This is a genomic window from Paenibacillus sp. Mc5Re-14 (genome assembly GCF_001049835.1).
GTDB classification, from domain to species: domain Bacteria; phylum Bacillota; class Bacilli; order Paenibacillales; family Paenibacillaceae; genus Paenibacillus; species Paenibacillus polymyxa_C.
Genome location: NZ_CVPD01000001.1, coordinates 5,339,610 through 5,366,455 on the forward strand (window position 1 = coordinate 5,339,610; position 26,846 = coordinate 5,366,455).

27 protein-coding genes are annotated in these 26,846 nt (G+C 44.2%); 12 read left to right on the forward strand and 15 right to left on the reverse strand.

Annotated features, from left to right (window positions below; translation table 11 throughout):
- The first annotated feature begins 232 nt into the window (after nucleotides 1–232).
- The 5 genes from BN1546_RS24155 (at nucleotide 233) to katA (ending at nucleotide 4,954) form a co-directional block, all read left to right on the forward strand.
- Nucleotides 233–1,138 (forward strand): NUDIX hydrolase, encoded by a 906-nt coding sequence (locus BN1546_RS24155; RefSeq protein WP_090738987.1) that lies wholly within the window; start codon nucleotides 233–235, stop codon nucleotides 1,136–1,138.
- A gap of 30 nt (nucleotides 1,139–1,168) precedes the next feature.
- On the forward strand, nucleotides 1,169–1,651 hold the full coding sequence (locus BN1546_RS24160) for an NADAR family protein (protein WP_090738988.1): 483 nt from the start codon (nucleotides 1,169–1,171) through the stop codon (nucleotides 1,649–1,651).
- A gap of 5 nt (nucleotides 1,652–1,656) precedes the next feature.
- Nucleotides 1,657–2,556 (forward strand): TIGR02452 family protein, encoded by a 900-nt coding sequence (locus BN1546_RS24165; protein WP_090738989.1) that lies wholly within the window; start codon nucleotides 1,657–1,659, stop codon nucleotides 2,554–2,556.
- Between the two features lie 49 nt (nucleotides 2,557–2,605).
- Complete coding sequence (cysC, locus tag BN1546_RS24170; protein WP_013371355.1) at nucleotides 2,606–3,208, forward strand: adenylyl-sulfate kinase; 603 nt, start codon at nucleotides 2,606–2,608, stop codon at nucleotides 3,206–3,208.
- Nucleotides 3,209–3,496: 288 nt separating this feature from the next.
- Nucleotides 3,497–4,954: a catalase KatA gene (katA, locus tag BN1546_RS24175; RefSeq protein WP_090738990.1), complete on the forward strand. Its 1,458-nt coding sequence runs from the start codon at nucleotides 3,497–3,499 to the stop codon at nucleotides 4,952–4,954.
- Between the two features lie 120 nt (nucleotides 4,955–5,074).
- On the opposite strand, the gene BN1546_RS24180 is transcribed toward katA, so the two are convergent.
- The 7 genes from BN1546_RS24180 to BN1546_RS24210 all read right to left on the reverse strand — a co-directional run bounded on the left by BN1546_RS24180 (nucleotide 5,075) and on the right by BN1546_RS24210 (nucleotide 13,028).
- Nucleotides 5,075–6,385 (reverse strand): MATE family efflux transporter, encoded by a 1,311-nt coding sequence (locus BN1546_RS24180; RefSeq protein ID WP_090738991.1) that lies wholly within the window; start codon nucleotides 6,383–6,385, stop codon nucleotides 5,075–5,077.
- Nucleotides 6,352–7,194 (reverse strand): ABC transporter ATP-binding protein, encoded by an 843-nt coding sequence (locus BN1546_RS24185; RefSeq protein ID WP_058830839.1) that lies wholly within the window; start codon nucleotides 7,192–7,194, stop codon nucleotides 6,352–6,354. The genes BN1546_RS24180 and BN1546_RS24185 overlap by 34 nt, the downstream gene beginning before the upstream one ends.
- A complete protein-coding gene (locus tag BN1546_RS24190; protein ID WP_090738992.1) occupies nucleotides 7,187–8,023 on the reverse strand; it encodes an ATP-binding cassette domain-containing protein in 837 nt (278 codons plus the stop codon). Before BN1546_RS24190 ends, BN1546_RS24185 begins: the two co-directional genes overlap by 8 nt.
- 5 nt (nucleotides 8,024–8,028) lie before the next feature.
- Entirely contained in the window at nucleotides 8,029–8,883 is an 855-nt protein-coding gene (nikC, locus tag BN1546_RS24195) for a nickel transporter permease (RefSeq protein ID WP_090738993.1), read from the reverse strand.
- Complete coding sequence (gene nikB / locus BN1546_RS24200) at nucleotides 8,880–9,824, reverse strand: nickel ABC transporter permease (RefSeq protein WP_090738994.1); 945 nt, start codon at nucleotides 9,822–9,824, stop codon at nucleotides 8,880–8,882. The genes nikC and nikB overlap by 4 nt, the downstream gene beginning before the upstream one ends.
- A 1-nt stretch (nucleotide 9,825) precedes the next feature.
- Nucleotides 9,826–11,361 carry a nickel ABC transporter substrate-binding protein gene (gene nikA / locus BN1546_RS24205; protein WP_090739188.1) on the reverse strand — a complete coding sequence of 512 codons (1,536 nt, stop codon included), beginning with the start codon at nucleotides 11,359–11,361 and terminating at the stop codon, nucleotides 9,826–9,828.
- A 203-nt stretch (nucleotides 11,362–11,564) separates the two neighbouring features.
- Nucleotides 11,565–13,028 carry a DHA2 family efflux MFS transporter permease subunit gene (locus BN1546_RS24210; protein ID WP_176702374.1) on the reverse strand — a complete coding sequence of 488 codons (1,464 nt, stop codon included), beginning with the start codon at nucleotides 13,026–13,028 and terminating at the stop codon, nucleotides 11,565–11,567.
- A 137-nt stretch (nucleotides 13,029–13,165) separates the two neighbouring features.
- Between BN1546_RS24210 and BN1546_RS24215 the strand changes: the two genes are divergently transcribed.
- From BN1546_RS24215 to BN1546_RS24225, 3 genes are all read left to right on the forward strand, one after another.
- The gene (locus tag BN1546_RS24215) at nucleotides 13,166–13,735 is read left to right on the forward strand and encodes a TetR/AcrR family transcriptional regulator (protein WP_090738995.1); all 570 of its coding nucleotides are present in this window, start codon (nucleotides 13,166–13,168) and stop codon (nucleotides 13,733–13,735) included.
- A 196-nt stretch (nucleotides 13,736–13,931) separates the two neighbouring features.
- Nucleotides 13,932–14,183 carry a YolD-like family protein gene (locus BN1546_RS24220; RefSeq protein ID WP_025364962.1) on the forward strand — a complete coding sequence of 84 codons (252 nt, stop codon included), beginning with the start codon at nucleotides 13,932–13,934 and terminating at the stop codon, nucleotides 14,181–14,183.
- Between the two features lie 37 nt (nucleotides 14,184–14,220).
- Nucleotides 14,221–14,427, forward strand: a complete 207-nt coding sequence (locus tag BN1546_RS24225; protein ID WP_090738996.1) for a hypothetical protein — start codon at nucleotides 14,221–14,223, stop codon at nucleotides 14,425–14,427.
- 126 nt (nucleotides 14,428–14,553) lie between these two features.
- Here the strand turns inward: BN1546_RS24225 and BN1546_RS24230 are convergent, their stop codons facing one another.
- Nucleotides 14,554–14,883, reverse strand: a complete 330-nt coding sequence (locus BN1546_RS24230; RefSeq protein WP_090738997.1) for a DUF3817 domain-containing protein — start codon at nucleotides 14,881–14,883, stop codon at nucleotides 14,554–14,556.
- A 414-nt stretch (nucleotides 14,884–15,297) separates the two neighbouring features.
- Between BN1546_RS24230 and BN1546_RS24235 the strand changes: the two genes are divergently transcribed.
- Nucleotides 15,298–17,337: a fibronectin type III domain-containing protein gene (locus BN1546_RS24235; RefSeq protein ID WP_090738998.1), complete on the forward strand. Its 2,040-nt coding sequence runs from the start codon at nucleotides 15,298–15,300 to the stop codon at nucleotides 17,335–17,337.
- A gap of 61 nt (nucleotides 17,338–17,398) precedes the next feature.
- Here BN1546_RS24235 and BN1546_RS24240 read toward each other — a convergent pair whose 3' ends face one another.
- Genes BN1546_RS24240 through BN1546_RS24260 form a run of 5 tightly spaced genes read right to left on the reverse strand, consistent with a single transcriptional unit; the run spans nucleotide 17,399 to nucleotide 21,686 of the window.
- Nucleotides 17,399–18,799 carry a HAMP domain-containing sensor histidine kinase gene (locus BN1546_RS24240; RefSeq protein WP_090738999.1) on the reverse strand — a complete coding sequence of 467 codons (1,401 nt, stop codon included), beginning with the start codon at nucleotides 18,797–18,799 and terminating at the stop codon, nucleotides 17,399–17,401.
- The gene (locus BN1546_RS24245; protein WP_090739000.1) at nucleotides 18,790–19,449 is read right to left on the reverse strand and encodes a response regulator transcription factor; all 660 of its coding nucleotides are present in this window, start codon (nucleotides 19,447–19,449) and stop codon (nucleotides 18,790–18,792) included. The genes BN1546_RS24240 and BN1546_RS24245 overlap by 10 nt, the downstream gene beginning before the upstream one ends.
- Nucleotides 19,450–19,485: 36 nt before the next feature.
- Complete coding sequence (locus BN1546_RS24250) at nucleotides 19,486–20,244, reverse strand: lantibiotic immunity ABC transporter MutG family permease subunit (protein ID WP_090739001.1); 759 nt, start codon at nucleotides 20,242–20,244, stop codon at nucleotides 19,486–19,488.
- Between the two features lies 1 nt (nucleotide 20,245).
- Entirely contained in the window at nucleotides 20,246–20,977 is a 732-nt protein-coding gene (locus BN1546_RS24255; RefSeq protein ID WP_040103670.1) for a lantibiotic immunity ABC transporter MutE/EpiE family permease subunit, read from the reverse strand.
- A 1-nt stretch (nucleotide 20,978) separates the two neighbouring features.
- Nucleotides 20,979–21,686: a lantibiotic protection ABC transporter ATP-binding protein gene (locus tag BN1546_RS24260; RefSeq protein ID WP_090739002.1), complete on the reverse strand. Its 708-nt coding sequence runs from the start codon at nucleotides 21,684–21,686 to the stop codon at nucleotides 20,979–20,981.
- Between the two features lie 150 nt (nucleotides 21,687–21,836).
- On the opposite strand from BN1546_RS24260, the gene BN1546_RS24265 reads away from it, so the two are divergent.
- Nucleotides 21,837–22,964: an NAD(P)/FAD-dependent oxidoreductase gene (locus BN1546_RS24265; RefSeq protein ID WP_090739003.1), complete on the forward strand. Its 1,128-nt coding sequence runs from the start codon at nucleotides 21,837–21,839 to the stop codon at nucleotides 22,962–22,964.
- A gap of 124 nt (nucleotides 22,965–23,088) precedes the next feature.
- Here the strand turns inward: BN1546_RS24265 and BN1546_RS24270 are convergent, their stop codons facing one another.
- Nucleotides 23,089–24,252, reverse strand: a complete 1,164-nt coding sequence (locus BN1546_RS24270; protein WP_090739004.1) for an MFS transporter — start codon at nucleotides 24,250–24,252, stop codon at nucleotides 23,089–23,091.
- Nucleotides 24,253–24,363: 111 nt separating this feature from the next.
- Between BN1546_RS24270 and BN1546_RS24275 the strand changes: the two genes are divergently transcribed.
- Complete coding sequence (locus BN1546_RS24275) at nucleotides 24,364–24,669, forward strand: ArsR/SmtB family transcription factor (RefSeq protein WP_014599797.1); 306 nt, start codon at nucleotides 24,364–24,366, stop codon at nucleotides 24,667–24,669.
- Nucleotides 24,670–24,779: 110 nt separating this feature from the next.
- On the opposite strand, the gene BN1546_RS24280 is transcribed toward BN1546_RS24275, so the two are convergent.
- A complete protein-coding gene (locus tag BN1546_RS24280) occupies nucleotides 24,780–25,646 on the reverse strand; it encodes a MurR/RpiR family transcriptional regulator (protein WP_013371333.1) in 867 nt (288 codons plus the stop codon).
- A 180-nt stretch (nucleotides 25,647–25,826) separates the two neighbouring features.
- Here BN1546_RS24280 and BN1546_RS24285 point away from each other — a divergent pair, with 180 nt between their 5' ends.
- On the forward strand, nucleotides 25,827–26,846 hold the full coding sequence (locus BN1546_RS24285) for a Gfo/Idh/MocA family oxidoreductase (protein WP_090739005.1): 1,020 nt from the start codon (nucleotides 25,827–25,829) through the stop codon (nucleotides 26,844–26,846).

The following is a 26,846-nucleotide window of genomic DNA, read 5'->3' on the forward strand; positions in this document are numbered from 1 at the left end:
GATATGACAATAAGCAACAAGCAAAATTCAGTAAACAGTCTAATAGTACTATCACATGATCAAAAATAGGTCTATACACCCTATTGACGAAGCATTATTTATATATTATTGTATTGATATTAACATTTTGTTTTTATCAATTTATTCAAATTGAAAATTACATAAAGCATTCGTTGCTTGCTTGTGAAGCAAAAGCGAGGATGCCCCAAATATGAGCAGGTGGGTGACACAAATGAAAGATAAATTGAAACACAATCACAGTGGCTTGACGGAAGAGCAATTTCTGGCCCTTTATGATGCGAATCAATATGAACGCCCATCCGTAACGGTAGATATGCTGCTATTTACTGTAATGGATCAGCTCCAGCAAAATTACCGTAAGCTACCGGAGAAGACACTTCAGCTTCTATTGATCCAAAGAGGAGAGCACCCCTTTATAGGACAATGGGCGTTGCCTGGCGGTTTTGTAGACATGAATGAAAGCCTCGAAGAAGCTGCACGACGCGAGCTTAAAACCGAAACCAATGTCGATCAGATTTATATGGAGCAGCTGTATACTTGGGGAGATGTGGCACGTGATCCGCGTATGCGGGTGATCAGCTGCGCTTATATGGCGTTAGTTGATCATGAATCCTTGGAGGTAGAGGCAGGGGATGATGCGGCAGATGCTCAATGGTTTGAACTGGATTACAGTGTGGCTCAGGAGACGCGGACGAATCAACCGGAAGGTTATACATGGGAGCAAAACATTGACATTACATTGAAGCATGCGGACATCCTCCTGTCAGCCAAAGTGAAAGTAACTGAAATTCTTAAGGGGAAAACCATAGAAATCAAGCGAGAAGTGCTGGAGTCACAGGGAATTGCTTTTGATCATGCCAAAATTATTGCGTATGGTATTGAGCGTCTGCACAGCAAAATTGAATATACAGATATTGCATTTCACCTGATGCCAGCTCTGTTTACACTGAGTGAACTTCAGCAGGTATATGAAATTATTTTAGGTAAGGAGCTGTTGGCCGCAGCTTTTCGTCGCAAAATAGCAGATCTCGTGGAAGAAACCAATGAATACAGGAAGGCGGCCGGACATCGTCCGTCCAAATTATACCGATTTAAGCCACGGTCACGTTTTATATAGCATAAAAGAAAGAAGAAGTGAGGAATATTTATGGAAAAGTTTACATTTTTTTATCGCAGTCATTCGCCATTTTCGCAATGGTACCCTTGTGAATTTGTCGTTGATGGGTTGGAGTTTAACTGTGCCGAGCAATATATGATGCTAAAAAAAGCGCAGCTTTTTGGAGACGAAGAGGCAGCCCTGAAAATTATGCAAGCCCCCACCCCAAGGGAGCAAAAAGCCCGTGGTCGCAGTGTGCGCGGATTTGACCAATCCTTGTGGGAAGCAAATTGCCAGCAATTCGTGTATGACGGAAATTATGCCAAGTTCACTCAAAATCAGAATTTGCTCAAGCACCTGCTTAAAACGAAGGGAACTACTCTGGTTGAGGCAAGTCCGACGGACACCATTTGGGGTGTAGGCTTAGCTGAAAATGATGCTCGTATACGGCACCGGAAGCTATGGCGAGGTACGAACTGGCTGGGGGAAATATTGACGAATTTACGTGAGGATCTATTGCAAAAGGAGGATTAGTCACCATGAAAAACACAATGAATTCCCGGAGTAATCGGGATGTTCGATCATATATGGCGCATGAAACACTGTCCATTTTGGAAAATGGGCATTATACGAATACCAAACAGGTACAAGTAAATATAGCAAAAGAGGTAGAAAATGCGGTCACAGGCTCGAAGCTATATAGACCTTCTCAACTGGTAGCCATAAAGCAAGAGGCAGAGCAAAGAATAAAAACTATATGGGTAGATTCTTCCGATGTAGGCGCACAGGCGATCATTGGAAAGCTGGAAGTTACGGGAGAAAGTACGTTGCAGGCCGCACATAGACTCCAGGTCGAGGAGAAGCGGGAACCCGTAGCATGTTTGAATTTTGCATCAGCCAAAAACCCCGGGGGCGGATTCCTTGGAGGCAGTCAGGCTCAAGAGGAAAGCTTGGCTCGTTCATCAGCGCTGTATCCTTGCATTTCACAAATGGAGGAAATGTATCAACATAATCGGAAGCTGCGGAGCTGTTTTTATTCAGATTATATGATTTATTCTCCCCAAGTTCCTGTTTTTCGGGATGATCAGGGAACATTGCTGGAAAATCCGTATTTAGTCGATTTCCTGACCGCGCCTGCTGTGAATGCTGGAGTCGTGCGTGAACGGGAGCCAGAGCAGGTCAATCGGATTGGAGAAGTCATGTTGGAGCGTATCCGTTATATTTTGGGAATGGCCATGCAAAATGGTGTAGAACATCTTGTGCTTGGTGCTTATGGTTGTGGGGTATTCTGCAATAAGCCGGAAGAGGTTGCCAACTGGTTTAAGCAAGTGCTTGTAGCTGAAGGATATGGACTGCTGTTTGAACAGATTGTTTTTGCAGTATTGGACCACAAAACAGAGCAGCGTACTTTAAACAGTTTTAAAAATGCTCTATCCTGATATCAGAGACATATTAACCATTAATACTGATGAAATAGGAGAGTGCTGAATGAACCCATCTTCCAACATTACCTGGCATGTATCAGAAGTGGATAAGCAAGCTCGACAGCTTCTGAACGGACATAAGAGTCCGGTGCTTTGGTTTACGGGGCTGTCTGGCTCGGGAAAGTCAACGGTATCCTCCACACTCGAAAAAGCGTTATATGCACGAGGGATACGTACGTTTATTTTGGATGGGGATAATGTTCGGCATGGTTTGAATCGCAATTTGGGTTTCCTACCCGCTGACCGCAAAGAAAATATTCGTCGTATAGCGGAAGTGTCCAAGCTAATGGCACATGCGGGTGTTCTAACGATTTGCGCTACCATTTCGCCTTATCGTGAGGATCGTGAGATGGTAAAGGACATTTTACAACAGGAAGGCTGCTACGAGATTTATATCCAATGCAGTCTAGAGGAATGTGAACGTCGTGATCCAAAAGGAATGTACAAGAAAGCACGAGCCGGAGAAATTCATCATTTTACGGGGATTGATGCTCCATATGAAGTACCGCTGGAACCTGATTTAATCGTATCCACTGAAGGTCGGGAGGTAAGTCAGTCGGTACTGGATATTCTAGACTTTCTCGATAGAAAGCAGCTCCTAATATGATTTTATGATGAATTCCATATGAATATTGTCTGAAAGTCTCCATAACAAAACCTAAGAAGTGATCAATGTAATTATTACAGAACGTAAAAAATTCAAGTCATTTTATTGTAAATAAATAGAGCACTATATTACGGCAAGCCTTATGGGGCTTGCTTTTTCTTTTTTTAATTTAAACTAATTCTAAATCCTAGATTATAATAATTATAAAAAAGTATTGATTTTTATTTGTGCACAATTTATAGTGAAAAGCACATGGTCAACCAATTCATTCAAGAGGTGATTTCAATTATGAGTAACCAACCAACGAACCTGACTACAAGCTGGGGCGCTCCTGTTGGAGATAATCAGAATTCGATTACAGCAGGCTCACGTGGTCCCACATTAATTCAGGATGTGCATCTACTGGAGAAACTGGCGCATTTCAACAGGGAGCGTGTACCGGAACGCGTTGTTCATGCTAAAGGCGCGGGGGCGCACGGATATTTTGAAGTCACTAATGATTTGTCTTCATATACAAAAGCAAGCTTCTTGTCCGAAGTGGGCAAGCGTACACCGATGTTTATCCGTTTTTCTACTGTGGCAGGTGAGTTAGGCTCGTCCGATACTGTACGTGATCCACGTGGATTTGCGGTAAAGTTTTATACAGAAGAAGGAAACTATGATCTCGTGGGCAATAATACACCTGTCTTTTTTATTCGGGATGCTATTAAATTTCCTGACTTTATTCATACGCAAAAACGTCATCCCCAAACGCATTTAAAAAACCCGAATGCGGTCTGGGATTTCTGGTCCCTATCTCCTGAATCACTGCATCAGGTAAGTATCCTGATGTCTGACCGCGGTATTCCCGCTACACTTAGACATATGCATGGTTTTGGCAGCCATACATTCAAGTGGGTAAACGCACAGGGACAGGCCGTATGGGTGAAATATCATTTTAAAACAGAACAAGGTATACAAAATCTTGATGTGGATTTAGCTGCGAAAATTGCCGGTGAAAACCCGGATTATCATATACAAGATTTGTTTAATGCGATTAAAAAGGGCGATTTCCCGGCATGGAAACTTTATGTGCAGATTATGCCTATAGAAGATGCGGATACGTACCGTTTTGATCCATTCGATGTGACCAAAGTATGGTCTCAAAAGGATTACCCGCTGATCGAGGTAGGACGCATGGTGCTGAATTGCAATCCTGAGAACTACTTTGCTGAGGTAGAGCAGGCGACATTCTCACCCGGTTCATTTGTTCCTGGTATTGAGGCATCCCCGGATAAGATGCTGCAAGGACGCTTGTTTGCCTATGGTGACGCACATCGCTATCGTGTAGGCGCAAACCATAATGCGTTGCCCATCAATCGGCCGCATGCGGAAGTACACAACTACCAACGCGATGGTGCATTGCGCAGTGACAGTAATGGCGGGGGATCTGTCTATTATGAGCCTAATAGTCTCGGTGGACCGAAAGAATCACCAGCTCACAAAATTGCTCCTTTTGAAGTGTCTGGCGAGGCACAAAGTGTAGCCTATGATCATCACGATCACTACACACAACCAGGGGACCTGTACCGCTTGCTCAGTGAAGAAGAGCGCTCACGCCTGGTCCGAAACATCGTAAATGCGATGAAGCCTGTAGAAAGTGATGAAATCAAACTGCGTCAGATCGGTCATTTCTATAAAGCTGATCCTGAATACGGACGTCGTGTAGCGGATGGTCTGGGCTTGACCGTTCCACAAGACGAGTAGAAGGATTGGTATACTCCTAACCTGAAGGCTGTATGAATAAATAATAAAAGGATGTCCCCACACCACGTACATGGTGGATGGGACATCCTTTGTTTTTGAGAGCGATGTAAAGCAGGTCTGCTAAATTCTCTTCAACCGAGGCAAATAGACCACCAGAAACAGTGACCGTCCCAAGGCAAAGATGATAAAGGATAACCAAAGTCCATGATTCCCAAAATGTGGAACGCACCAGAAGAGAGCGATCAAAAAGCAGACCAGTGAAATCAGCATCGAATTACGGATCGGATACGTTACCGTCATCCCTGTAAATACACCATAGAATACCAGTCCCAGCCCTGCTGCTAGGGGAAAGACCACCAGCCACCCATTGTAAGGAGTTGTCAGGCTAATCACTGTAGCGTTCCCCGTAAATAGCGAGATCAGCGGTTCTTTCAGTGCAAGGTACAATCCACCCGTCACTACACCGGTAACCAGTGTCCAAAACCAGGACAAATGAATAACTCTTTGCAGCATTTTACGATCTCCGGCACCACGAGCCTGACCCGTCATGATGCTACTGGCGTTGGCGAATCCATCAAAAAAGTAAGCCATAATGTAATGGATCTGCAACAAAATAGCATTTGCCGCCAACTGATCGGTGCCAAAGCTCGCACTGCGCGCCGTAAACAGATTAAACATCGTCAACAGGCAGGCTGTACGAATCATGAGATCAAGGTTCGTCGCCATGACACTTTTCAACTCTGAGGCACCGAACCATTCTCGCCAATTCCTCTGTCCACTGCGTTTCCATTCTCTCCAAATCGGTGAACGGAACACCAGTGCAAGACCCAATACACATGCAAGAGCTTCTGCAATCAGAGTAGCGCTTGCGACCCCAGTGACATTCCAATGCATGATCTGTGTAAATACAAGAGCTAAAAGCATATTGATTACATTCATTGATATTTGTAAAAATAATGTAGCTTTCACGCGGGACAATCCCATCAGCCATCCGAGCAGCACATAGTTCACCAATGTAAGGGGTGCTCCCCAAATGCGGATGTTAAAATAAATTGCAGCTTGCTCTGCCACATCCTGAGCTGGACGGATAAGCTGGAGAGAAGCTAGCAGGATGGGCTTTTGCAAGACAATAAATACTGCACTGATGAGTAGAGCTATAGCCAGTGGGCGCATGAGAGCAGCTATGCCTTGGTCGTTATTTTGTGCACCTGCGGCTTGTGCTGTGAAAGCTGACGTACTGACTCGCAGAAAGCCAAACAGCCAATATAAAGTATTGAAAATAAGAGTACCGACTGCCACGCCGCCTAAATAGGCTGACTGGCTCAAATGACCGATTACTGCTGTATCCACCGCACCGAGTAGCGGGGTAGTAATCGTTGAAATAATTAAAGGGATTGCTAAAGCAAGATAGGCTCGGTGGGAAGGCAGCATGTTGAAAAAACCTCCAGTAATGATTGTGTATAGGGATGCCGATCCGAATGAAATAATGCTTCCTTGGAAAAATGCTCAAGCACACGGCCTTCTTTCATAACCATGATTCGATCACTCATAAAGTGCACAGCCGCCAGATCATGCGATATAAACAGATAAGCCAGTCCAAACTCATCCTGCAAATCCTTGAGCAGATTTAAAACGGTGGCTTGTGTGGTCACATCCAAACTTGCAGTCGGCTCGTCCAATACGATAAATTCCGGTTCTGTACTAATGGCGCGTGCAATGGTTACACGCTGCTTTTCCCCACCGCTGAGCTGATGTGGAAACTTATCCAGGTAGCTTGCCGGAAGCTTTACCATACCTAGCAGTTGTTCTGCTATATTCCAACGTCCAGAGGGCATCCCCGCCATAAAGGAAGGAACATAGCATTTGAGCTGATCCAATGGCTCCAGCAGGGATTGCAAAATGGTTAGTCTGGGGTTCAAAGCTGCGGATGGATGTTGAAATACCGCCCCCAGTCTGCTGCGAATCCGTTTTAATTCACTTCGCTTTAATCCTCGAATGGACTGTCCATCCAGTCTAAGCTCACCTTGATCAAACGTGTCTAATGTCAAAATACAGCGAGCAAGTGTGCTTTTCCCACTGCCGCTTTCTCCGACAACACCCAGACATTCTCCGGGTGAGACCGACAGAGCAACATCGTGCAGTACAGTTTTGCCCCCAGCGTAAGCCTTCGTCAAACCGGAGACGGTAACAACAGGATGAGGGCTGTCTTGCCACTGAGCGCAGGCGGCTTGATTATTCATGTAATATGCTCCTTTCCGGTGCAAGCTGTTCATCGGTGCTGTTGCATGGCAAACGTGAAGGAGCGTTTGGAGACAGCGGCGGAATAGCCGCCAGTAAGCGACGCGTATATGGATGGGCTGGATGGTCCAGCACCGCTTGCGTTTGACCAGCTTCAAGCAAAACACCTGTACGCATTACTGCAATTCGATCCGCATACTTCCGTACATGCCGTAGATCGTGAGTGATCCACAAGACGGAAATCCCCGTTTCCATCCGGATTTGGTCAATGAGCTGGAGTACTCGGTGTGCAGTGAGCGTATCCAGCGCAGTTGTTGGCTCGTCGGCAATGAGCAGCTTTGGCTCTAGAAGCAGTGCAGCTGCAATAGCTGCTCGCTGCAATTGACCGCCGCTGAGCTCGAATGGATAGCTGCGGTACACACGCTCGGCGGGAAGCTGTACGTGCTCCAACACCTCAAGACAGCGCTGCTTACGCGCTTTACGGTCTTGCTTGCCGTGAGCACGCATCAGCTCGTCGAGTTGGCTGCCCACACGCAAAAAAGGGGTAAAAGCCCCGTGATAGTCTTGAAAAACGTAAGATATTTCACTACCAAGCAAGGAACGTCTTTGTTTAACGGGTAGGGCAAGCAAATTCTCGTCATTCCACATTATGATGCCTTCAGCGCTAACAGAAGCGGGGAGGAGACCGCCAATAGCGAACGCAGTCATGCTTTTACCGCTTCCGCTTTCTCCTGCCAGAGCACACCATTCTCCCGGACGAATGGCAAGCTCCAGTTGTTCTACAATCGTTTTCGCTTTTGTCCGAATCGTTAAGTCTTCAATAGTCAGCATGTAGTTCACTCCTCTGACCGGGTTTTAACATCATAACGGTCGCGTAGCTTGTCTCCAAACACGTTCGCTAATAGTACCGTGAGCACGACAGCTATGCCGGGACCCAGCATTAAATGAGGGGCCATTTGAAAATATGCACGCCCTTCATTCAACATCGCGCCCCATTCGGGAATGGGCGGCTGAGGACCTAAGCCCAAAAAAGATAGAGAGGCGATCATTAAAATGATTTTGCCGATATCCAGCGTAGCCAGTACAAGTACATTCCCAATGGCATGGGGCAGAATATGCCGCATGACAATTCGCAGGGAGGAGGTACCCGCGAGCATGGATAACGAAATGTAATCCTTTTGCTTTTCAGCCAGAACGGTACTGCGCACCAGTCGGGCATAACCAACCCATTTTACTGCAGACACCGCAAATATAAGGTTTCCTAAGCCTGGTCCGAGCAGGCCGCTTAGTACAATGGCAAAAATATAATCAGGCAAAGTCATGAAGGCATCGACCACACGTTGGAATACACGATCCATCCAGCCTCCAATAAATCCTGACAGCAGACCGAGGGGTACCCCAACAACCAGTGAAACGATCAAAATCAACAAACTGGTTCCGACTGTCGTCCGTAGTCCTGCTATGACCCTCGATAGCACATCTCTACCCAAATGATCGGTTCCCAGCCAGTGCATTGCGCTGATCGGTTGAAGTCGACTCCCCATCTGGATATGATACGGATCTTGTGGAGCTAGGAAGGGTATGACTGTAATGGCTGTAAGAATGAACAAGATGGAGAGTGATCCGATCCATGCTTTGGACAATCGTGCCCTGGTGAACTGCCTGTTTTCCGCATGTACGGATTTTATCATGATAAACGTTTCTCCTTCAAAGCAATTTCAGGATTGACCCAACGGTAGGACAGTTCTACCAAGATATTGAGGCATATAATGAATATGGCCATAAAAATTGTATAGCCCTGTATAATGGGATAGTCTCTCGCGGCAATTGCATCCACAATCCATTTGCCAAGCCCCGGATAGGCGAACAGCACTTCGATTACCACCGTACCTCCCAGTAGGCTGCCTATGCTCTCACTGAATACCGTTATAAGTGGAATTAAGCTGTGACGGAACATGTGTCTGAAAAAAATGCGAACCGGACTGATTCCACGGGCTTGAGCCGCTTTGATAAAATCCTGTCCCGAGCTTTCAATCAGACTTGCGCGAATCATTCGTACATAAACAGCCGCCATTGCCAATCCGAGGGTAAGAGAAGGGAGGACTAAATGAAAAACGGTTCCATCCCCCATAGACGGCAAAATACGCAATTTAACTGCAAACCATTCGATAAACAAAAGCCCCAACCAAAAGCTGGGAATTGAGGAGCCAATTAAGGCAAATACACGACTGGCACTGTCAATCCAGCGGTTACGGTACAGTGCGGACATTGTGCCCAACGGGAGAGCTATCAGCAGCATAATGAACAGAGAGCCTCCAGTCAGGAGGAGTGTATAAGGCAGCTTTTCTATAAACTCTGTCAAGACTGGACGATGGGTTAGATAAGATTGTCCAAAATCCAACTGTAGCAACTGAACCAACCACTTACCATATTGCACAGGTAATGGTTGATCCAGCCCCAGTTGGCTGCGCATATCCGCAATTTGCTGATTGGATACAGCTACATCATCTACTCGGAGAATGCTCCGAACGGGATCGCCCGGAACAAGCTTAAGCAGACAGAAGCTCACAAAGGAAAGAATAAGAAAGAACAATATAAGCGTTAGAAACTTTTTGGCAATAGATTGAAGCATGCTAATTCACATCCAAATCCTGGGTCAACAGATAGTATTCACTTTGGCTGGTTACCCAGTTATGTACGTAATTACGATAGGCCACTACGTTGTTTGGATGAACTAGAAAGGATTGCAGATTTTCTTGGTCAATCAGCGTGACAGCCTGCAGCGCTAGCTTGTTGCGTTGCTCCTCATTCACGGTTGTGTTTAGCTGCGTAATCATACTCGCGAGTTCTGGTACATGCACACGACCGTAATTCAATGCTCCCTCCGGCATATAGGCCGCATTCAGGAAATAGCTTGCATCGCCGCGCGGAGCTGTAATGTTACTGTAAGTCGCCAAATCCCAATCCTGATGAGCGGCCAGATATTCATCAATATTATCAACCTGACGGATATCAATCGTGATGCCAAGCTCCTTAGCGTTAGCCTGAATCAGCTGTGAAATGAGTGGAAGCTCCGCTCTCGACTGGTAGGTTAACAATGTAAGATGAAGGGAGGACCCGTCAGAATTCGTAACTTTTCCGTTCTCCACTGTATATCCAGCTTCTTTGAAGCCTTCTCGTGCTGCATTCAAATCAAACTTTTTCGTGATATATTCCGGTGAAAAAGGAAAGTCCGGCAAGAACGGACCTTGAGCAGGGGTTGCCTGACCAGACATAATACCGCTCGCAATCTCATCCCGGTTGATCAAATTATCGAATGCTTTGCGCACAGCTGTCTTTTTCAGATCATGATTGTTCATATTGTAAATAAGTTGGTGCGTCCGCAGGCTAGGAAGTGAGTCAACTTTAACGGTAGAATCAGCTTTCAAGAGCTCCAGACTTTCAACGGGCGGACGATACACAATATCGGCCGTCTTAGCTTGAAAAGCAAGCTGACGTGCATTGGCATCTTCGTTAAACATGAATTTGGCATGTTTCAATTTTACTTCACCGTTCCAATAGTCCTCGTTGCGATCCAGATTCAGTTCACTTCCGGCACGGAAACTGACAACTTTGAACGGCCCCGTTCCTGATGGGAAGTCACCTGTGGCTGTGGTGTCCATAATTGCGGTATTCGGATGAACCAGCTCAGATACAAATTCCGGAAAGGGCTTGTCCGTCGTAATGCTCATGATCTGCCCTTCTGCATGAATATCACGGATATGTAGCGCATTTTTAACCGATGGATTGAGCGTTAATGCTCTTTCCAAAGAGGCTTTGACAGCTGCGGCATCTACGGCTTTACCGCTATGGAATTTCACGCCTGGTCGGATGCTAAAGGTCCAGTGCTGCCCGTCCTTACTGTCCCATTTTTCTGCAAGCCAAGCTTCCAGCTTGAGATCCTTATTCACTTTGATCAGTGTTTCATTTACTCCAGCACGAACGGCTGTGTAATTGATATCTGCATGAGGATCAATAGAAGGGCTTTGCACGTTGAACAATAAGGTGACACTTTTATCTTGTGGTGCCGTAGAGGATGTGGATGAAGCTGATGGAGATGTAGCACAGGCTGTCATCATCACCGCCATGACCGCAGGGATAAATAGTTTGAAATACGAACGTTTAAACAACATGGAGTCCTCCTTAATAGTAATCGTAATTTTTACGCTTTACTCCGTGAGTCATATCGTAACCAAATGAGGAGGATTTGTAAATATGTAATTATATGAATACCTATCTAGATTCATAAAAAAAGCTGCTTAATCATAAATGAGATGATTAGCAGCCTTTAGGTTTATTCAGGTATTACATTTGGAATGAAAATAATAATTAATTAGTGCATGGGTGCTTTAGCAGTGCCATGTTCAACATGAACTCTGCGGATGAAAAACGCAAGGATCAGACCGATCACGCTGATGACCATTGCAAAGAAAAATGAATTCTGAGATCCGATTACCATGGCATTAGCCATTTCATTTACGGATTGAGGCATGCTGGATTGGCTCAAATAGCTGTCCATGCCTTTGGAGAGAATACTTACCGCTACGGCAGTACCGATTGCACCAGCGACTTGCTGGAGCGTACTCATAATAGCCGTTCCGTCTGGGTATAGATCCATAGGGAGCTGGTTTAGACCGTTAGTTTGGGCTGGCATCATAATCATAGAAATGCCGATCATCAAGCAGCTATGCAGCACAATAATGAGTACGAGCGTGGATGTCGTTGTAATGCCGGACAGGAAAAACAACACAGCGGCCACGATCACAAGTCCTGGAATCACAAGCCATTTAGGACCGAATTTATCAAATAAGGAACCCATAATAGGCGACAAGAGACCGTTGATAATTCCACCTGGCAGAAGCACCAAACCTGCTGTTAGAGCGGACAAGGCCAGCCCTTTTTGCAAAAAGAGTGGAAGAATCAGCATCGTAGAAAGGATCGTCATCATACATAAGAACACCATGATAACGCCGATCACAAACATTGGATATTTAAATACACGCAAATTCAGCATAGGTGCTTTCATTTTTAACTGTCGTACAGAGAACAGAATCAACGATACCACGCCGATGATCACAGGAAGCAAAACAACCAGGCTGGTCCAGCCTTCGCCACCTTCACCAGATTTACTGAAACCAAACACGACACCGCCGAAGCCAATGGAAGACAGGATAATAGATAAAAGATCAATCCTGGGCTTGGTCGGTTCTGAGACGTTCTGCATAAACAAAATACCGCAGATCAGCGAGAGGACCAAGAAAGGAAGAGAGATCCAGAAGATCCAGTGCCAAGATAAATTCTGAAGTACCAGTCCTGCAATGGTAGGTCCTACCGCAGGTGCAAACATAATAACCAATCCGATGATTCCCATAGCCGCGCCTCTCTTTTCAGCTGGGAAGATAATTAAGATCGTGTTAAACATCAACGGCAATAACAGCGCTGTACCCATAGCCTGTAAAATGCGTGCGATCAATAACACTGAAAAGGTAGGGGCAAGCGCTGCAACGAGACAACCAGCTATTGAAAATAGCAACGATGTCACAAACAGCTGTCTTGTGGTAAAGGTTTGAAGCAGCAATCCCGATACAGGCACCAAAATACCAAGTGTCAGCAGATAAGCGGTAGTCAGCCATTGAGCTGTTGCAGTTGTAATATGCAAAATCTGCATCAAATCATTCAACGCAATGTTAAGTGCCGTTTCACTGAACATCCCAATAAAGCCACTAAGGAGCAGGGCAATCATAATAGGTAGCACCTTGAACGTTTTGGGTTCAGAGGGTGAGCTTGTTTGACTCATTGTACTCATGTTGTTTTTGTTCCTCCAATAAATTAATGGGTATTGAATTATAACGATCGGTCTATATATAATAAACATGCTATTATTTTTTTGTCAAAGTAAAAGTTTCAAATAATATATAATGAAGGATGCTGTATATGGCTGCTAAACCCGAATCATATGAGAATATCGTACAAACGGCGTCGAGGCTCTTTTTTCACCAGGGGTATCATGCTACCGGACTGAATCAGATTCTTGCGGAGAGTGGATCACCGAAGGGATCACTTTATTATTATTTTCCACATGGTAAAGAAGAGTTGGCTTTGGAGTGCATAAGAAGAGGGAATGAGTTTATTAAGCAAAAATTAAAACAGACACTGAGTGGAAACGAAAATCCTGTAGTAGCCATTCAGGATTTTATTCGTCATACAGCCGAGGAGGCAGACCGTCTCGGCTTTGACAGCTTCATGCCGATTGGGTTCTGGGCTGCCGCGGAAACTTCCTGTATTAGTGAATCACTACGTCATGCCTGTGTGAATACGTTTACAGATTGGCAGCACATCTATATGGAACGCCTTCAGGAATCGGGCTTGGATGAGGAAAAGGCACACAGTCTGGCGGTACTGATCATCTCGATGCTCGAAGGGGCATTAATTTTAGCGGTTACACAACAGAGCAGTGCTCCTATTTATAATATCGTGGATTACATTCCACAGTTGGTCAAATGACTTAGCTGGTCGGTTTTCATGCGCCCCTAATGAGCTCTAAAAAGCGACTTTAGAGAGTCGATGTTTTCATTTTTGAGAACTCGGCTTTTTGGTGCATCCTGGGACGTAATTTTACTCACATTACCAGCACCAATTGATGAAAAGTATGGTAAAATGGAATGAATTTGATTTTGCGCGAAAGGAAGAGTGATAGCAAGTGGCAAAAGCGAAGGTACCCAAACGGCCTACTCGGGATGAATTTGTACTGGAGGAAATCGGGAATCAGCTTGTAGAAGCACAACAAGAGCAATCCGAAGTTGTATTGACAGTATGGGGACGCGAAGAAGCAACCCGCGGACAAATCGTTAAAATGGACCCGAGAACAGGCAAGGTTCACGTAGAGAGTAATGGAGAAACGGATAAAGTTCCTTTTATGGATATCATGAGTGTAAATTACCCGAGAGATTAGTTGTGATTACATAAATATAACAGAAAGGGATGAAAGAATGTCAAAGTTAGGCGTCTCCCTTACAATCGCTATTTTTATGATCATCTTTTCAATAATTTTCGGTTTTAAAGTATATATAGCTATTTCTGCTGCTATGTTCGGACTTTTTGCTTATCTAGCTACAGTAGGATATCTCAAACGTAACAGCCAGGATGATCCGTCAAATGATGGCTATTATGAATTTTTGGAAAATGCCAGGAACTAATAATTATTATTTGTGAATAAAAAAACAACCGAGTGGTTTACAGCCATCGGTTGTTTTTTTTATATTCTGCTGTATAAGTGGTAAGGAGAACCCGCATTGCTGCGTTGACCTAGGCCTGGTATGGGTTTATGTAGCTTTGATCGAGCTGGCATGACTGGCACGGGCTTCGGCTTTCTTAAGCACCTTACGATCGAAAATGAAGGGGCCGAACGGCAACAGCGAGGCAATTAAGGCTGCAAGCCCTTGCGGTAGCGTAATTTTACGCAAAATCAGCATGACAATAGTGGCAACCACATAAGCCACAAACAGTACCCCATGGATCATTCCCACCCAGCTTACCATTTGCGGCATTCCAGCTGCGTATTTAAGTGGCATGGCAATACACACAAGCAGCAGATAAGAAATCGCTTCAATATTACCAATGGCACCAAACGTCTTAAAAGCATTTTTGAACATAATACACCTCCTTTTTCTATTACTTAAAATTTAATATATCCTATAATGCAATGTTATTAAACGGTAGAAAGTTACGATATATCGAATATTTACAGCTAGCTTTTAATATTTCCTCTGAGACTAGGGTAACAAGGTTTGCTTTGTATGGCTTAGCGCAAGAAAAAAATGTCTAGTTAGCCAAGCTCGAAGGCTTTGTGTATATGGACATTTCGAGGTTAACATGTACCCAATTACTAAAGAATGCTAGTGTCAGGTCTAAACATTTTGTATGGAAATTCCGATAACAGTTAAATGAACATCTGTACGTTATGGTATATATTTTAAAAGCTGAATTACAGCAGAAGGATTTGTGAGTTTACTTATTTATTTTGACAACATAAAATTTCAATACTGGTATCAAGGAGAGCATAAAACATGAATAAAAAACGTTTGCGTCAATGGATGGCTCCGTTCGCAACGGCTACGCTGATTTTGAATACGGGGTATGGCATTTTGGGACCCGATGGAGTGGCTAGCGCGTTGCCGACTGAAAGGCATAACTCAAATCTGACAGGTTTGAACATACCACAATCACATACCAAATTAGCGACCGTTCAAGGACGCCAAATACCGATTACTTCTAGCACGAAATTGACTACATTAACCGATCAGAAGCCTAATATTAACCAAGTGATGAAATTAATGTCGACCCAATTGGTTACTGCGAATATTGCGCCAGCAGAGATAAGCAATCTGACAGCGATCCCTACAGAAACAACAAAAGTAAATTTGTCCTGGACTAATCCATCGGACATCAATTTTGACCACGTAAAAGTGGTTAATGTCACTAACGATGTATATGTTGATAACATTCGAAGTAACTCTTATATGATGAGTGGTTTACAGCCGAATACGACATATACCTTTCGAGTAAAGACAGTGAATAAGAGCGGCAACGAATCTCTAGGTACGACAGTACAGGTTAAAACAGCTTCCACTGATGCCCCTGTGGATAAGACACCCCCAGGAGAAGTAAGCGGGCTGACAGCGACAAATATAGGATATAATGGATTTACCATCAATTACATACTGCCTAAGGATGCTGACTTAAGCCAAGCGATTATTTATTTAAATGGTACAGAAATTCAGAAAACCACAGGCACGTCTTACACGTTTAATGTGTTGAATGCTGCTACAGCCTACACTGTAATGGTCAAAACGATAGACAAATCCGGAAACATATCTCAAGGAGTTAGTATTCCGGTTACAACGTCTTCAGTCTCTACAGATATCGTGCCCGAGGTAACAGGTGCTTCGGTGACATCAGTTAATAACTATAGCGTTACTCTTTCCTGGACAAGACCTAGCGGAATTAGTACGGTCAGTCTGTATAAGGATGGACAACTGGTAACTGATTCAACAGGATCATCCTATACATTTAACAATCTTTCGGCAAGCCAGACATACACGTTCACGATAAAATCCAAGCGAAGTTCAGGTGCGTTGTCCTCCGGTGTGAAGCTGACTGCCACAACGGACAGTACATCTTCCAATTCGTCAGAAGTTTCTAATCTTGAAGTCGATAGCAAAAGCGACACCTGGATCAAAATCACCTATGATATGCCGAGTCGAGCAGAGAGGGTAAAAATCTATGTTGATGGTGATTATAAGGGAACTACAACCTCAGAATCCTATAAAATAACGGATTTACGAGAAGGACGCTGGTATGAGATTAAAGTCATAACCGTAAATAGTAGTGGAAGGGAATCTAGTGGTGTAAAGATATCCGAACGCACGAATTCGGATGGTTACTACTCTTCGTCCTCTAGTTCATCGAACTATGAGAAAGCGAGAGATTTAATGCGGATTGCGGAGAACAGTCTAAATGCGTCCGACTGGCGTTCTGCCAGAGATGCGATAAGTGATCTGCCAACCGGTACACGTAAAAGCGACCTGCTAGATCGACTGGAGGCTATTCGCAATAGGGCATTAGGCACCAGTAGTTCATCGTCCGGGACGAGTTCAACTACAACGACTTCCGGCACTACGACGAGTTACACGAACAATGCGGTTGCTTCATATACAACATCGTTCACCCTGACACCAGGAGCTAAAACAGCTTATGTTGATGGTCGGGCTACAACGATAGCTCAGGCTCCAAAAATTATAAATGGGGTAACGATGGTCCCGTTACGCTTTATCAGTGAACGGGTGGGTTACGATGTAAACTATGAAAAAGGGACTAAAAAGATCATTCTGAATCGTCCTACAGACGGCAAACAAATAGTACTTCAAGTCAAGAATTCCACCCTTGCTGTATATGAGTTAAACAACTCCCGAAATTATTCGACGAACATCACTGCTCCGGTTATTATTAACGGCTATACGCTGGTTCCATTACGAGTCATCAGCGAGCTTTCGGGTTATCAGGTAAACTATAATAGTGTATCCAAACAAATTACGATTACCAAGTAAATACTCTAACAAAAAGAGTTCTAAAGTAAAAAACTTTAGAACTCTTTTTGTTAGGAGTTTATCATGATGTCGATGATACACGGATTGGTATCTCAATGCTTACCTGTCCGCCGCCTGTCTGGGTGGAGTTAGTGATGATCAGCTGTCCGCCATGTAGGTTCACAATGGATTTTGTTATATACAGACCCATGCCGTAATGTCCAGTTAATCTTCTGGATGAGTCGCCCATATAAAATTGCTCCGCTGCCTGTTTGAGGCCTTCAGGAGAGAAGCCTAGGCCTTCGTCTACGATGCTTAAACGAATACACTCTTCGGCAGACTCCGCAGTCAGCCGGATTTCGCTATATTCCGGCGCTTGCTCTACCGCATTAGAAGCAACATTCATGATGGCTCGCTCAAGCAGAACTGGGTCTACATACAACGTACTAGGGAGGTTGTATGTAGCAAATACGACAGATATTTTTCTGACAGCGGCCAGAGCCATTACCTGATCTTTTATCTTAGTTAGATAGAAGTCAGTATCTATCGTTTCCGCCTGCAGGGTGGCTACTGTTTCCGCTTTTGAAATTTCAATAAGAGTCTTAATATACTGCTCCATTTGCCTGGTGCTCTCCGCTATATAATCGGTATAGTTTTTTTGCTCCTCCGATTGATCGGTTTCGGACAGCAACTCTACGTTTCCGCGAACGATAGTGAGTGGTGTTTTGACATCGTGTGCCAGGGCGGATATTTGCTCACGACGGGATTTTTCGAGATTCCATTGTTTCTGAAGCGAAGTCTTTAACGTTTCTTTCATTTTATCCATAGAATGGAGCACCCGATCGATCTCCATCACACCACTGAGCTGAATTGAGAAGTCCAGGTCCTGTGCCTGAATTTGCTTTGTAGCCTGCTGCAATCCACTCATTTTCCGCGTCAGCTTTCGTCCGAAGGAGGAAGCGAGTAGGGCTCCTCCCCCCAGGAAGGCGATACAAAACACGGCAAAAAAGGACAATTCCGCGTTCGGCAGATATTGACGTAGAATAGGAAGTTCAAACTGTGCCGAGACAGAGTAGCGCATCACAGTAACTTCATTATTATGTGAAACTTTTACATAGTTATAGGGAAATTGATAGGCAGTATTGCTCTGCTCCGTAACACTCCAAGCGGCTTGAGCCTGCTTTTCAGAAAGATTTCCCTCAATGTGGCGGCCTTCCGAAGTGAATGACGCGTATCTATATAGTTTCTGCCGAGAATCCGGCTGTAGGGTCTTGCCAGCTTCAATGATTGCCTTATCCTCCCGTACCTGATTCTCAGCATAGTTCGCAGGAAGAATGGTTCCACAAGACATCAGGATATAGAAGATGAGGACCAGGAACAGCGCTAGCGCAATCGTCCCGATACAAAACATAACTAAATAACCCAGAAAAATGGTTCGCAGTTTGGTTGTCTTATGTGCTTGCTGTACTTTGGCTACTTCCATCGGTATCCGATCCCCCAAACTGTCTCCACTGGCGAAACCTCTACTTTGCCAAGCTTGGCCCGAATATTTTTGATATGCTCCACGATGGTGGCGGAGTCGCTGTCTCCATCAAAGCCGAAGACGGCTTCGTAAATCTGTTCTTTAGAGAACACTTGGCCCCAGTTCAGAGCTAGAAACTTACATATCTCATATTCACTTTTGGTAAACGGGATTACAACATTTTGAACGGTGATTTCCTTACCCGACAGATTGAAATGAACTTCCCCGATGCAGAATACATTACGCCGTTCACGACTCTCTCGTCTGAGATGGGCGTTGATTCGAGCGCGCAGCTCTCCAGCCCCAAACGGCTTGACAATATAATCGTCGGCTCCTTCCCCAAGGCCCAACATTACATCGTTCTCCATAGATTTTGCTGTAAGGAACAGGATCGGACAGTCTACCTTGCTGCGAATTTCCCGACAGAGTGTGAATCCGTCCATGCCCGGCATCATCACGTCCAGCAGGATGAGGTCAAAGGCTCCAAGCTGCATGGTGAGAACCTGTGGGGAGGTGGAGACTACCGTGACAACATGGCCATCTTTCTGCAAAATATTTTGAAGTAGTGCCAAAACGGCGGGATCATCATCAACGGCCAACAAGTTTGCCATGCTTTATTCACTTCCCTTGCTTTCTTTCTCTAATCTTTACTCGGATGAATTTTGTCCTTCCCAACGACAAATCCATAACCCTAATAATACCATGATGACTAAGGTCCCTACTACGCAATATCTGATTCCCAAATCAAGCTGTATAGTTTCAGGGATAGAATCTGCTGAGCTTACGCCGTATTGCACCCAGATCGTGATGAAGCGGGCCGCCCAAGCAGAGGGGATGAATATCCAATTATGATCACCCAGCCCTGTTAGAAGCAAAGCGGACAATAGACTCTCCATGATGCCCAGACCGATAGAAGCTCCTTTACCGAATCGCAAACTAACGAAAAAATGTAGAATATAAAGGAATACACTCGACATAAATAGAATGCAGGCACCCAACAAATAAAAGTTCAAGCCATACGGGGACTCTTTCAACAGATATATATAGCCAGCTCCAAAGCCGCCTGAGGCAAGCAGCACACTACCAAATCCCAAGCACAGAAGCAGGCTAAGCTTGCTCAAAAAAGGTAACAGCTTCACCGGCGAGGTCAAGAGGTGTTGAAAATTTCCAGCGACTGACTCCTGCTCAACAGCAATGGAGCATACAATACCAATCATGGTAGGAAGAACCACAGCCAGGACCTGCAAATAGCCGTCTATCTTCGAAATCGATGAGTATGGAGTGAAGGAATAATAGGCTAGAAAGATTGCTATGCCTAAGAGTGGCACAAGCAGCTGTACCAGCAATAAGGGCTGCCTTCTAAGTTTGAGCACATCAGATTTCAGATTGCGGAAGAAAGATATCATCTTACTTAGCCTCCCGTTTACGGAAAGACATGGCCGTCAGCACTGACAGAATCATGAATAGACATACTGTGATCAACAGGCCGGGAACAATTATGCCTCTATCCAAAAGTGGATCTCCTGAAGGAACGGCAAGCCCATTAGGCAGCACTTGAATGACGGCGCACATCAATCGCGCTGGAATAGCATAGGGTACCGCCCACCATACAGAAGACGTAGCGAACAAGACGGTGCAGGCTACGTTGCCCAGCATGTTGATGATTAGGGTGGCAAACATGCCTATTCGATCCGTTAGGAACAGGCAAAGTGGAACTTGCCACAAAAAGGTGATGAAGAGTAGCAGAGTTGCAGCGACGCTTTCTGCTAGTGTCACGGAAGTTGAGAATACGAATCCGCCAAGAGTTATCCCTATAAAAAGGATAATAGAGGAAACCATTAAGAGCCTTACGCAAACCCCGATTTTACCGTACCATACCCGAGCCAAATCTACAGATATGCCAAGGACAGCACGGTATTTCAGCTTCTTGCCATCCTTTTGGATCACTCCTGAGCACATTAAGGTGAGGGCACCTGGTAGCAGCATGAAATACCACCAATTGTAGCTGGCGCTTTGGAGCATACGTCCCCCCATGAGCACGGTACACAGAGTAAGAGTAACGATCGGGGCAAGCCAGACCAGCTTTTTCGTGAAGGTGCGCTTTAATTTTAGATGTTCGGCGGCTATGTATTGCTGCATCCTACTCACCTCCCTTTCGATATTTCTGTGCAATCTGCATGAACAACGATTCCAGGTTTTGCCCTGGAGTGACCGTCTCTTGATAAGCTAATACGCCGCCGGCAATGATACCGACATGGTCAACGATTTGTTCGACTTCGGATAGGATATGACTGGAAAGAATTACAGTAATTCCTTGCTTCGGGAAGGAGCGAATCAGCTCACGTTGTTCCTGAATACCAATGGGGTCTAGTCCATTGGTTGGCTCATCTAGGATCAATAGCTTGGGATGATTGAGGAGAGCAATCGCAATGCCCAGCCGCTGTTTCATACCCATCGAGAACTGGCCGGATCGCTTTTTCCCGGTATGGGTCAAATCAACAATGCTCAGCACTTCATCAATCCGCGAATCAGGTAGTCCAAGCAACGTTGTGCGAACCTTCAGGTTCTCTCTAGCTGTTAAATTCTCATAGAGTGGAGGAGATTCGATCAGTGCGCCGATCTGAGCAAGATCTTTTCGGGACCAAGGTTTCCCTTGAAATAAAATCTCACCGGCTGTCGGGCGTAGCATACCGGTTAACATTTTTAAGGTAGTTGATTTTCCTGCCCCATTTGGCCCGAGCAATCCATACACGGAATTCTCCTGAATAGACAACGCGACGTTGTTCACTGCCTGCTGTCGTCCAAAGGTTTTGCAGAGATTTTTAGTCTGTAAAATAATATTATCCATATCAGTTCATCCTTTTCATTCGTTCTGACAACTACTTTACAGATCAATTCTAAGAACTTTATAAGGATTGAAATATTAATGTTTCAAACTTTATGCATTCATGCAGTATTCGCTATAATGGATACAGTGATTTAGGAAAGGGATGTAATCATGAAGAAGGTTATCGTAATCGGGTCAGGAATTTTGGGGGCATCGACAGCATACCAGTTAGCAAAAATGGGCGCTGATGTCATTCTTGTAGACCGCAAAGATAAAGGACAGGCGACTGATGCAGCTGCTGGCATTATCTGTCCCTGGCTATCACAGCGACGCAATCAGGCTTGGTACCAGCTAGCCAAAGCGGGCGCACGTTTTTACCCCGAATTGATTGAAGAACTCAAAAGCGAGGGAGAAACAGAAACTGGCTATGCTCAAGTTGGGGCTCTCAGTATTCACGATGATTTGGAGAAAATCAAAAAAATGCAGGAACGGGCACACTTACGACATACAGATGCACCGGAAATCGGTGAAATTACGCAACTAAATGAAAAGGAAACCCATGAACAGTTTCCTTTATTAGAAGATCGATATCATTCTGTTCATATTAGCGGTGCCGCTCGTATAGATGGTCGTGCGCTACGTGACGCGTTGATCCGATCAGCCCAAAGAAATGGGGCAACCCTTATCCATGGGGATGCTGTGCTTCAATATAATTCCGACCATGTAACCGGAGTAACGGTCGATGGACATAGTTTTTCGTCTGACGTAGTCATTGTTTGTGCTGGTGCATGGGCCAATCAACTGATGCTGCCTTTGGGCATTCGCTTTAAAGTTAGTTTTCAAAAGGCACAAATCATGCATTTGCAGATCCCTGCCGGACAAGATACAGGCACCTGGCCTGTAATCATACCGCCTTCTGACCAGTATTTGTTGGCGTTTGATCAACAGAAGATCGTAATAGGTGCGACTCACGAAAATGAAATCGAAGGCTACGATACAAGAGTAACAGCAGGTGGAATGCAGGAAATCCTAAATAAAGGTTTAGAATTAGCACCTGGTTTGGCAAATAGCACTTTTCAGGAGGTAAGAGTCGGTTTCCGTCCTTTTACCCCCGGTTTTCTACCGGTGCTTGGAGCTGTGCCTGGCTGGAACGGTCTTATAGCTGCCAATGGGCTTGGAGCATCCGGACTGACAATGGGGCCCTTTATTGGAAGCCAACTGGCAAAATTAGCACTTGGAATGGCTTTGGATATCAACATCGATGATTATGATATTCGAAATGCTATTGATGAAAATTGATTCTTCAAGGTAGACAACATTAGATAGCATAAGAAGCCGCCCTACTGGCGGCTTTTCTAATAATATAAGTTCTTTTCCTGGCCCAAAGATAGAGCTTATGTCGATTTTTTAAGGTTACTCGTTTCTATTTTAGTCTTAGACCTAGTAAAACTCCGCTACGTAGGAACAAGATTAGTGACACACCGAAACAAATCACAGAAAACAGGCTAACGGAAATAAAACCACCGCTGTGCGCGTATAGCATTCCTGCTGTGGAAGAGCCAACCATTGTTCCAAAATACATAGAAGAATTGGCAAGTGATGAAACTGTTCCGCGTGCTGTGGCAGATAAGGTTTGAAGCATACTCATCATAAGCGGGAAAATCATTCCAAGGATAAGGAAGATCAGAAAATATGTAATTTCGACATAGGTCACACTAGGTAAATAGGGCAGAAGCAAATAAAGCAGACCGATGAAAATTACGCCATAGATCAAAGAGTGCTTAGGCCCCACTTTGTTAACTAAGCTGCTCCCAAATAAGCTGCTGATCGTATTTCCTAAACCAAGGAATAATATCACCGTGCCAATATTTGCAACATTGAGGCTGAATTTGTCGGACAGCCATGTGCCAATAAAAGAGAAGGCAGCAAAATTTCCGAGTTGGAACAGGAAGTAGGCCAGAAAAGCGACCTTAGGTGTTGACCCCTGCAGCAATGAACGGTATCTGTTCCTAATCGAGGGAGCCTTTTGCTTCTGTATAGAAGGAGGCAAGGCGGGCAAGAGAACAGCAGTCCAAATAACGATCAGGAAGGTGCAGCAACCAATCATAATAAAGGGTGTTTGCCACCCGGCGGTAGCGAGATAGCTGCCAATGGGCACGCCTAGCATTTGGGAAAAAGCTAATCCTGCGGTGACAACTCCCATGGCTTTTAACACTTTATGTGGTTGAACTAACTGAGGAATGGCTGCCCAAACTTGAGGTGAGGCAAAAGCGGCACTAATGCCAGCCAATAAGCGAAAAGCAAACATGGTCCAAAAATCAACGGCAAAGCCGCAAAGTAGAGTAAAGATACCAAAACCAAGTAAGCCGAACAGTAGTACTTTTTTTCGATTCCATGCATCTGACAACGGTCCTGCAATTAAGGCAAACAGAGCATACCCTAAAGCATAGGCTGAAACAATCCAGCCCGATTGTTCGATAGAAATGCCGAAGCTTTCACGAAGAATAGGTAGAAGAGGCGACACAATGAACGTATCTGTACCAATGAAAAACATGATCAAGAAAAACAAGGTGATAATTTTATTCAAAACGAAACCCTCCATTTGTTCTATAGTTCGAATATTTTCGAATAATAGAAATATAGCATTCCAATATGCTATAATGCAACTACAATTCTTTGTTAGGCAGGTGAACGGATCTTGAGAACGCTGTATCATCCCAACGTAATTGAAATTACTCTACCTACAGTTTTATATGCTCTAAGTGACCCCATTCGGCTTAATATCATCCAGATTTTAGACGAAAAAGGGGAGCAATCCTGTAGCTCAATAGATATTTCAGCTCCAAAGTCAACCTTGTCTCATCATTTTAAGGTTCTTCGGGAATCAGGGGTCATTCATACGAGAATAGAGGGAACCCAACGCTTTATCTCTATCCGTTACGATGATTTGAATGAACGCTTTCCTAGCTTGCTGTCGGCCGTACTGATGGGCTTGAAGCAATAAAAGAAAAAGGTCTAGTTAGCATAAAACTAACTAGACCTTATTTGTCGAAGAACAACCATATATAATTATAAATTGCCGCTTATTTTGCAGTTAGAGAGAAGCTGAACCCTCTACACGTCATTCATCATGTCGTTGAGATGCGAATTCTCCAACGATTGTGTCAGGGTTTGCATATTTTTCAAGTAGTCGATTTTATAGATACAGGAGTAAATCACGTTTAATACATAGTCAAAGGCAATTTGCGACGAAAAAGTACCAATCTTGGCATGCTTTACTTCGTCATTAGGCACCTGGATACATATACTACTTCGTTTGGCCAATTCACTTTGATTGGTAGCTGTAATGGTGATAAAAGGGATATTCTCACGCGTAAAATGTCGTGCCGCTTTTAAAAAAATCGGTGACTTACCGTGGTAAGTTAAGAAAATAGCGCAATCTTCTGAAGTTAGATTAGCCGTATGGTAAGCCCATTCAGACAGCTCCGTGGCTATAACCACATACTTGTTGATTTTTACTAATTTATTCTGAAAACTTTTTGCTCGGATTTGTGAATCGCCTAACGCATATATAAAGATCCTATTTGCTTGATCCAGTAACTGGGCTGTTTGTGACAGCAAGTGATCATCCATGAATGTAAAGTTTTTTTCAATCGTTTCCTTCATTAATTCAGCAATTTCTTTCGCCACTTGAAGTGGGGTTTCATCAAACCCGAATGGATAGTTGGGGTCTACATTGGAAATATTCTGGGTATCTTGCTGGAATTCCCGAGCGAGTTTTATTATAAACTCCTTGAAGCCGGATAGCCCAAGTTTGTGAATTAATCGATTAATGGCGGAATGCGAAGTATACGTAGCTTTGGCAAGCTCCTGAATATTTAAGTGCAGGATCGATTCCTTGTGGACCAAAATGTAGGAAGCAATGCTTTTTTCGTTTGGTGTAAAGTTTTGCATTTCTGATAATTGCATCAGTATTTTCAACAGGTTCCCCCCGGTTCAATTGAAATAACGTTTGATAAAAGATACCCAATAAACATTTTGTTTAAAAACAAGCCGTCATGCTTACAAATATTCGGTTAAATGTACCGTTTTGATGGCAAATTATTTACGATCGACGTTCTTCTACTATAATAAATGAAAAAGAGCCTAGGGGGAATTAATATGCTTACCATCGGTTATATTGGGAATGGCAAAAGCACCAATCGGTATCATCTTCCTTTTTCATTGACCAGAGATCATTTGAAAGTAAAGACGATCTACGCCCGTAATCCAGATAAAGGGGAGTGGGAGAAAATTCCTGGCGTGCAGTATACAGATAATCTTGAATCTTTAATGAACGATAAGGAAATTCAGTTGATTGTTGTCTGTACACCTGTAGAATCCCACTACACTTATGCGAAAATGGCACTCGACCACGGAAAAAATGTACTTATTGAGAAACCCTTTATGTTAACGAAAGAAGAAGCAGTGTCCATCTTCCAATATGCCAAAGAGAAAAATCTGATTATACAGTGCTACCAAAACAGACGATACGATTCGGATTTTCTCACTACCAAGAAGGTCATTGAATCAGGAAAACTCGGTGATTTGTTGGAGGTGGAAATGCATTTTGATTATTACCGCCCTGAAACCCCCAACTCCACCTCTCATTTTTCCAAATATAACAGTTACCTCTATGGACATGGCGCTCATACCATTGACCAGGTTCTTTCCTATTTTGGGAAACCTGACACGATCCATTACGACGTGCGCCAATTGCTCGGTTCTGGAAGAATGAATGACTATTTTGATCTGGATTTTTATTATCCCTCACTCAAGGTATCCATTAAATCCAGCTTTTTTCGTTTAAAAGAGCGGCCGAGTTTTGTAGTATACGGCAAAAAAGGCGTTTTTATAAAGCAGACAAAGGATCGTCAGGAGGAGCATCTTAAATTATACTATCTGCCTAAGGGACACGCCGATTTTGGCATCGACCAGCATGAGCATTATGGCATTTTAACGTACCTGGATGATGATGGTCAGTACCATGAAGAAAAAGTGGTTTCTGAAAAAGGAGATTATGCCCGAGTGTATGACGATCTCTATCATTCGATCATACACGGCAAAGAAAAAGCGATTACAGATGAAGAAACCATAACTTCAATGGAAATACTTGAGAAGGGTATAGAGGAGTGTAACTAG